The following is a 6,197-nucleotide window of genomic DNA, read 5'->3' on the forward strand; positions in this document are numbered from 1 at the left end:
AATTCGTTCGTAACCTATATATTTCAATCCTTTTTTTAAGACACGCTGTAAACTTCCAAAAGAATAATTAGTGTTTTCAGAATCCAAAACTAAATACCCATTATTCCAGGTAACTTCCAGATTTTTACTATAAACCGATTTCTTTTGATGAATTTTTATAGGAAGTAAAAAACTCAATAAGCGCTTAATCATGTAACTTTGTTTGTAATCGTAAATATAATTTTATTTTTGTATTAAAATCTATCCCATGAAACAAATTATATACAAATTTATTTTCTGCAAAATTTTTGGTTGGAAAGTAGTGGGCTCCATAGCTCCAATAGTTAAAAAGTGTGTGATTATTGCGGTACCGCATACGAGTTGGTGGGATTTTTTCCTTGGAATTTTTTCTCGAGGCATTCTAAATATCGAAATAAATTACGTGGCTAAAAAAGAATTATTCGTATTTTCATTTAATTATTTTTTCACTTGGACAGGTGGAACACCTTTAAATCGCCAAAAAAACGAAAATAAAGTAGATACAATTGCTAAAATATTTCAAGAAAAAGAAGTTTTTAGGTTAGCAATCGCTCCCGAAGGAACTCGAAAAAAAGTAACCGAATGGAAAACAGGTTTCTATTACATGGCTCTAAAAGCAAATGTACCAATTGTTCCTGTAGCTTTTGATTACGGAAGAAAAGAAGTGGTTTATCACGATCCATTTTATCCAACAGGAAATATTGAGGCTGATATTAAATTTTTAGAATCGTATTATAAAGGAGTTATAGGAAAAGTTCCAGAACTAAGTTATGTTCCAAAGGAATAATTGATTGTTTGATTCATTTTCAAAAAGATAAAAAAAGTCATTTAAAATAAAACCAAGTAACATAGTTTTTCGTAGATAGAAGAAATCAAAAACTCTTAACAAATGAAAAAACTATTTTTACCTCTAGCTTTAGTAGCTGTTTTATTTACTTCTTGTAATGATGACGACTCTTCAATGGTTACTCCAGAACCAGAACCAATTGACCAAACTCCAACTCCGGCTCAGGAATTAAAATTGATAACCACAAGTAATACTTCGGGACAAATTTCGTTTACCGATTTATTAGCAACAACCCCAACAGCAAAAAGTTTTTCAATAAGCTCTACCGATGCTGATGGAGTTTATTATGATGTATTCAAAGACCAAATCGTGTTAGCTTCAAGAACAAATAATAGAGTAGAAGCTTATAATGGATTGAGAAATGCTATTATTTCTTCAGCCACAACTTTAGATTTATCTTTTTCATCTTCAACAGATTTTACAAATGCTCGTGAAATAGCTGTTTCAGGAGATAAAGTAGTTGTTGCACAAGACCAAAATGCAGGAAATAGTAATATTAGTAAATTTTATGTTTACCAAAGAAATACATCTGGATTTACGCTTTTGAACACCTATACAGTTGATATTAAACTTTGGGGAATTCATTTAGACGGAACTACTATGTACGCAATTGCTGATAATACAAGCGATTTAGTGGTTTATAATAATTTCTTTTCTAATGCTACAGGAACAATTTCAGCTTCAAAAAGAGTTACAATTGAGGGTTTAGTTAGAACACACGGAATTACTTATTCTCCCCAAGATAATGTAATGGTGTTGTCTGATGTAGGTTTAGCTTCAAGTGCAACCGACGGTGGTTTAGTGGTTATTAATAACTTTACTTCTGTGCTAAACATGACGAATAATTTGGGAACAATTGCTATGAACAATCAAATTAGAGTGTACGGACCTAATTCTATGTTAGGAAACCCTGTCGATGTTGCTTACGACCATGTGACGAATGCTATTTTTGTAGCGGAACGTTTGAATGGTGGCGGACAAGTTTTAAAATTTGCTTTCCCAACAATATCAGCTGATGCAACACCTCAAATGAGTAGAGCAGAAGCAGGAGTAACTGCTGTTTATTTACACAGAAGATAAAGGTTTGTTATTTAATTATTTAAAAACTCTGGAGAAATTCAGAGTTTTTTTATGGCTTATAGTTTTTGAAAGTTCCATTTTTAAAAAATACTACAATACGCTCAATTTCTTCGTTAGAATTATTTTCTGTTTTAATCGATTCTACAGGATTACGTTCAGAAAGAGTAGGGCTAGTTCCTTTTTCTACAGTCGAAAATAAATCAGGTTCAGAATTAGTTGTTTCTATAAATGATAATGAAGAGGCTTTTGTTTCTTCTTCTAAAACTGTCTGAGTTGCATTTTCTGATTTTGGAAAATTTCCTTTACCATTTAAAATCCAATACAAATCTACTTCCGGAAAAACCTCAATTACTTTGATGATAAAATCTAAGCTAGGTTTGTTTCTGCCAGAGAGTAGGTGAGACAAACTCGATCGCTGTACATTTATTTTATCCGCAAAAGCAGAAGCCGATAAATTATAATAATCGAGTATAATTTCTAACCGTTTAATAAAATCATCAATGTTTACCATTGTAAATAGTTATTTAGAATTATAGAGTTACAAATGTAAACAAAGTAATAGAGATATACAAGTTTACAGATGTAAATAGTGGTTATGTTGTTAATATTTTACTTTATTTAATAAGTTATAACTTATTGATTTACAAATATTAAAATTGAATTTTGTTTATGTGATTAATATTGTGAATTAATGCAATTTGGATTAATAATGATGACAGTTAAAACCGTTTACAAAAGTAAATTATATAATAATTTACAGTGTTTACAAATGTAAAATTAAAGTTGTTTACATTTGTAAATAAAAATAAAGCCATGGATTATTTACAATTAGCAACTCAATATTTAGAACCTAAACTTAAAGGAAAGTATATTCATTTAGAAACTATTTTACCTGTTTTGAAATCGTTAAATCCAGATTTTGAAATTACAGAAATAGGTAAATCGGTTCAAGAAAGAGTGATTTATCAGGTTAAAATTGGAACGGGAAAAACAAAAATTTTGATGTGGTCGCAAATGCATGGAAACGAATCGACTACTACAAAAGGATTGTTTGATTTCTTTAATTTCTTACAATCGGATAACGAAACAGTAAAAAGAATTAAATCGGATTATACCTTATTATGTATTCCGATGTTAAATCCAGACGGTGCTTTTTTATATACGAGAGAAAATGCGAATAAAGTAGATTTAAATAGAGACGCTTTTAATGCTACTCAGCCTGAAATGCAAGTCTTGCATAGTGTTTACAAGAGTTTTCATCCAGATTATTGTTATAATCTGCATGATCAACGAACAATTTTTGGTACAGAAGGTTTTAATTTGCCGGCAACTATTTCTTTTTTATCGCCAGCTTATAATGAAGAAAGAGAATATAATGATGTTCGATTAAAAGCAATTCATATAATAAACAAGATGCATATTGCGTTACAACTTTATATTCCAAATCAAATTGGTCGTTTTGATGATAGTTATAATATAAATTGTACGGGTGATTATTTTACAACACAAAATACACCAACTATTTTATTTGAAGCTGGACATTATGAAGATGATTATGATAGAGATGTTGTAAGAAAATATGTTTTTATTTCGCTTTTGAGTTCATTTGATGCGAGTTACGAAAACGTTATAGTTAATAAAGAATTGAATAATTATTTGAAGATTCCTCAAAATAATAAATGTTTTTATGATTTTATTTATAAAAATGTCAAAATTATTGATAATAGTGAAGAAAAAATAATTAACTTTGCTGCTCAATATACTGAAGTAGTGCAGAATGGTCAGTTGAAATTTGTAGCATCTATTGTCAAAATAGATGATTTGCAGGATTTTAAAGGACATTTAGAATACGATTGCGCAAATGGTTTGTTTGAATCTAAAGGAAGATATTTTCCACAATTAGAGGATAAAGCCGATTTTTTTATCAATAATTTAACAGAATTTAACAATGGTGTAAAAATTATTTGATAAATTTGCCTCAGATTTGAATAAAACTCAAAAATTTAACAAATATTATAAGCACTTATGAGTAAGTTTCGTTTAGATGAAGTAGATCATCAAATTTTGGACATGTTGATTGATAACACGAGAGTTCCTTTTACAGATATTGCAAAAAAATTATTAATTTCTGCAGGAACGGTACATGTTAGGGTGAAAAAAATGGAAGATGCAGGAATCATTCAAGGTTCTTCTTTGACATTAGACTATGAAAAATTAGGTTACTCTTTTATTGCTTATGTTGGAGTTTTCTTGCACAACACGTCGCAAACTAAATTCGTTTTAGAGCGTATTAATCAGATTCCATTCGTAACTGTTGCTCACGTAACTACAGGAAAATTTAATATTTTCTGTAAAATTAGAGCTAAAGATACCAAACACGCTAAAGAAGTTATCTTCATGATTGATGATATTGAAGGTGTGTACAGAACTGAAACCATGATTTCTTTAGAAGAAAGTATCAACGACAAAAAACGATTGATGCATACGATTTTTAAAGAATTGTAAAATACGAAAGCCTCAATATTGAGGCTTTTTTTATATCTTTAAGTTATGAAAAATTTACAACTAAACGAATTTGCTCCCTATTATGAGAATTATATCAAATTAGTTCCAGAGCAAGATATTATTAAAGGACTTATTAAGCAAAAAGAAGAAATGTTGCATTTCTTTAAATCGATTCCTGTTTTTAAGCATGAATTTCGTTATGCAGAAGAGAAGTGGACAATTAAAGATATTATTTTGCATTTGATTGATGCAGAACGAATATTTGCTTATCGTGCTTTAAGAATTGCAAGAAATGATAAAACTGTTTTACCAGGATTTGAAGAAAATGATTATGTTGTTACAGCTAATGCTAATAATCGTGAATATGAAAGTTTATTGGCAGAATATGAAACTGTACGAAATGCTTCTGTGAGTTTATTTGAAACTTTTACAACTGATGATTTACTTCGTTTAGGAACGGCTTCTAATAACAGTGTTTCAGTAAGAGCTATTGGATATATTATGTTAGGACATGAATTGCATCATAAAAACGTAATTTTAGAAAGATATTTATAATAAAAAAGGGATTCAATTTTGAATCCCTTTTTATTTATGTTAATCTTCATCGTCTTCGTCAGCATCATCGTCGTCTCCGTCTTCTGAATCTTCGATATCGTCTGAATCATTTGAATCGTCATCGTCGTCATCGTCGTCTTCAATATCTAAGTCTTTTAGAGCTCCGATTTTTTCATCTGGTACTGCTACCACATCATCTTCGATAATGTCATCTTCGTCGTAATTTTCAATTCTGTCGGCTAGTTTAGTACTTACTTTTACTAAATAAATAGTGTCTTCAGTACGAACTTCTACAGCTTCAACAGTTTCATTCTTAGCATTTTTAAAACGAATAACATCCGAATCATCATATCCGTCAGGAAATTTCTCAACTAGTAAGGTTAAGATTTCATTTGTTAATTTAGCGTAATCAACAATAACTCTTTTCATTGGGTAGGTTTTAATCTTGTAATTTCGTCAAATGTAATATCCTCAGCTTATATTTTCAAGTAAAATTTAATATTTTTTTAAAAAATTTTACCAACCTAAAACGTAAGCAAACATCAATGGCGCAACTATCGTAGCATCAGACTCTACGATAAATTTAGGCGTTGTAATATCTAATTTACCCCAAGTAATTTTTTCGTTTGGAACTGCTCCAGAGTACGAACCATAACTAGTTGTTGAGTCAGAAATTTGGCAGAAATAGCTCCAAAACGGCACATCATGCATTTCCATATCTTGGTATAACATTGGAACTACACAAATTGGGAAGTCACCAGCAATTCCTCCACCAATTTGGAAGAAACCAATTCCTTTTCCAGCACAGTTTTTTGGATACCAATCTGCTAACCACATCATGTATTCAATTCCACTTTTCATAGTTGTAGCTTTGAATTCACCTTTAATGCAGTAAGAAGAGAAAATGTTACCCATTGTACTGTCTTCCCATCCTGGAACTACAATTGGTAAGTTTTTTTCAGCAGCTGCAACCATCCAAGAATCTTTTGGGTCGATTTCATAGTATTGTTCCAAAACGCCTGAATTGATCATTTGGTACATAAATTCATGTGGAAAATATCTTTCTCCTTTTGAATCGGCATTGTTCCAAATATCAAATAAATGTTGTTGTAATCTTCTGAAAGCTTCTTCTTCAGGAATACACGTATCCGTTACACGATTGTAATGGTTTTCTAATAAATCCCATTCTTCT

General features: G+C 30.4%; 8 protein-coding genes and 1 pseudogene. 5 read left to right on the forward strand and 4 right to left on the reverse strand.

Features of this window, described 5'->3' with window-relative positions:
• Window positions 1–192: pseudogene (locus L6Q46_RS11870) on the reverse strand (spermidine synthase); the annotation flags it as partial.
• 55 nt (window positions 193–247) lie between these two features.
• Between L6Q46_RS11870 and L6Q46_RS11875 the strand changes: the two are divergent.
• Both L6Q46_RS11875 and L6Q46_RS11880 read left to right on the forward strand, forming a co-directional pair.
• A complete protein-coding gene (locus L6Q46_RS11875; RefSeq protein ID WP_291284477.1) occupies window positions 248–805 on the forward strand; it encodes a 1-acyl-sn-glycerol-3-phosphate acyltransferase in 558 nt (185 codons plus the stop codon).
• A gap of 102 nt (window positions 806–907) precedes the next feature.
• Window positions 908–1,945 (forward strand): hypothetical protein, encoded by a 1,038-nt coding sequence (locus tag L6Q46_RS11880; protein WP_291284478.1) that lies wholly within the window; start codon window positions 908–910, stop codon window positions 1,943–1,945.
• A 49-nt stretch (window positions 1,946–1,994) separates the two neighbouring features.
• Here L6Q46_RS11880 and L6Q46_RS11885 read toward each other — a convergent pair whose 3' ends face one another.
• Complete coding sequence (locus L6Q46_RS11885) at window positions 1,995–2,456, reverse strand: helix-turn-helix transcriptional regulator (RefSeq protein WP_291284479.1); 462 nt, start codon at window positions 2,454–2,456, stop codon at window positions 1,995–1,997.
• Window positions 2,457–2,758: 302 nt separating this feature from the next.
• Between L6Q46_RS11885 and L6Q46_RS11890 the strand changes: the two genes are divergently transcribed.
• Genes L6Q46_RS11890 through L6Q46_RS11900 form a run of 3 tightly spaced genes read left to right on the forward strand, consistent with a single transcriptional unit; the run spans window position 2,759 to window position 5,005 of the window.
• Window positions 2,759–3,913: a M14 metallopeptidase family protein gene (locus L6Q46_RS11890; protein ID WP_291284480.1), complete on the forward strand. Its 1,155-nt coding sequence runs from the start codon at window positions 2,759–2,761 to the stop codon at window positions 3,911–3,913.
• 57 nt (window positions 3,914–3,970) lie between these two features.
• The gene (locus L6Q46_RS11895; protein ID WP_026726210.1) at window positions 3,971–4,450 is read left to right on the forward strand and encodes a winged helix-turn-helix transcriptional regulator; all 480 of its coding nucleotides are present in this window, start codon (window positions 3,971–3,973) and stop codon (window positions 4,448–4,450) included.
• A 45-nt stretch (window positions 4,451–4,495) separates the two neighbouring features.
• A complete protein-coding gene (locus L6Q46_RS11900) occupies window positions 4,496–5,005 on the forward strand; it encodes a DinB family protein (RefSeq protein WP_291284481.1) in 510 nt (169 codons plus the stop codon).
• 39 nt (window positions 5,006–5,044) lie between these two features.
• Here L6Q46_RS11900 and L6Q46_RS11905 read toward each other — a convergent pair whose 3' ends face one another.
• Together L6Q46_RS11905 and L6Q46_RS11910 are read right to left on the reverse strand one after the other, a co-directional pair.
• The gene (locus tag L6Q46_RS11905; RefSeq protein WP_111565828.1) at window positions 5,045–5,434 is read right to left on the reverse strand and encodes a DNA primase; all 390 of its coding nucleotides are present in this window, start codon (window positions 5,432–5,434) and stop codon (window positions 5,045–5,047) included.
• A gap of 87 nt (window positions 5,435–5,521) precedes the next feature.
• A partial coding sequence (locus tag L6Q46_RS11910; RefSeq protein WP_291284482.1) for a deoxyhypusine synthase family protein occupies window positions 5,522–6,197 on the reverse strand: 676 nt, incomplete at its 5' end.

The sequence above is a fragment of the Flavobacterium sp. genome, assembly GCF_023151265.1.
GTDB lineage: Bacteria > Bacteroidota > Bacteroidia > Flavobacteriales > Flavobacteriaceae > Flavobacterium.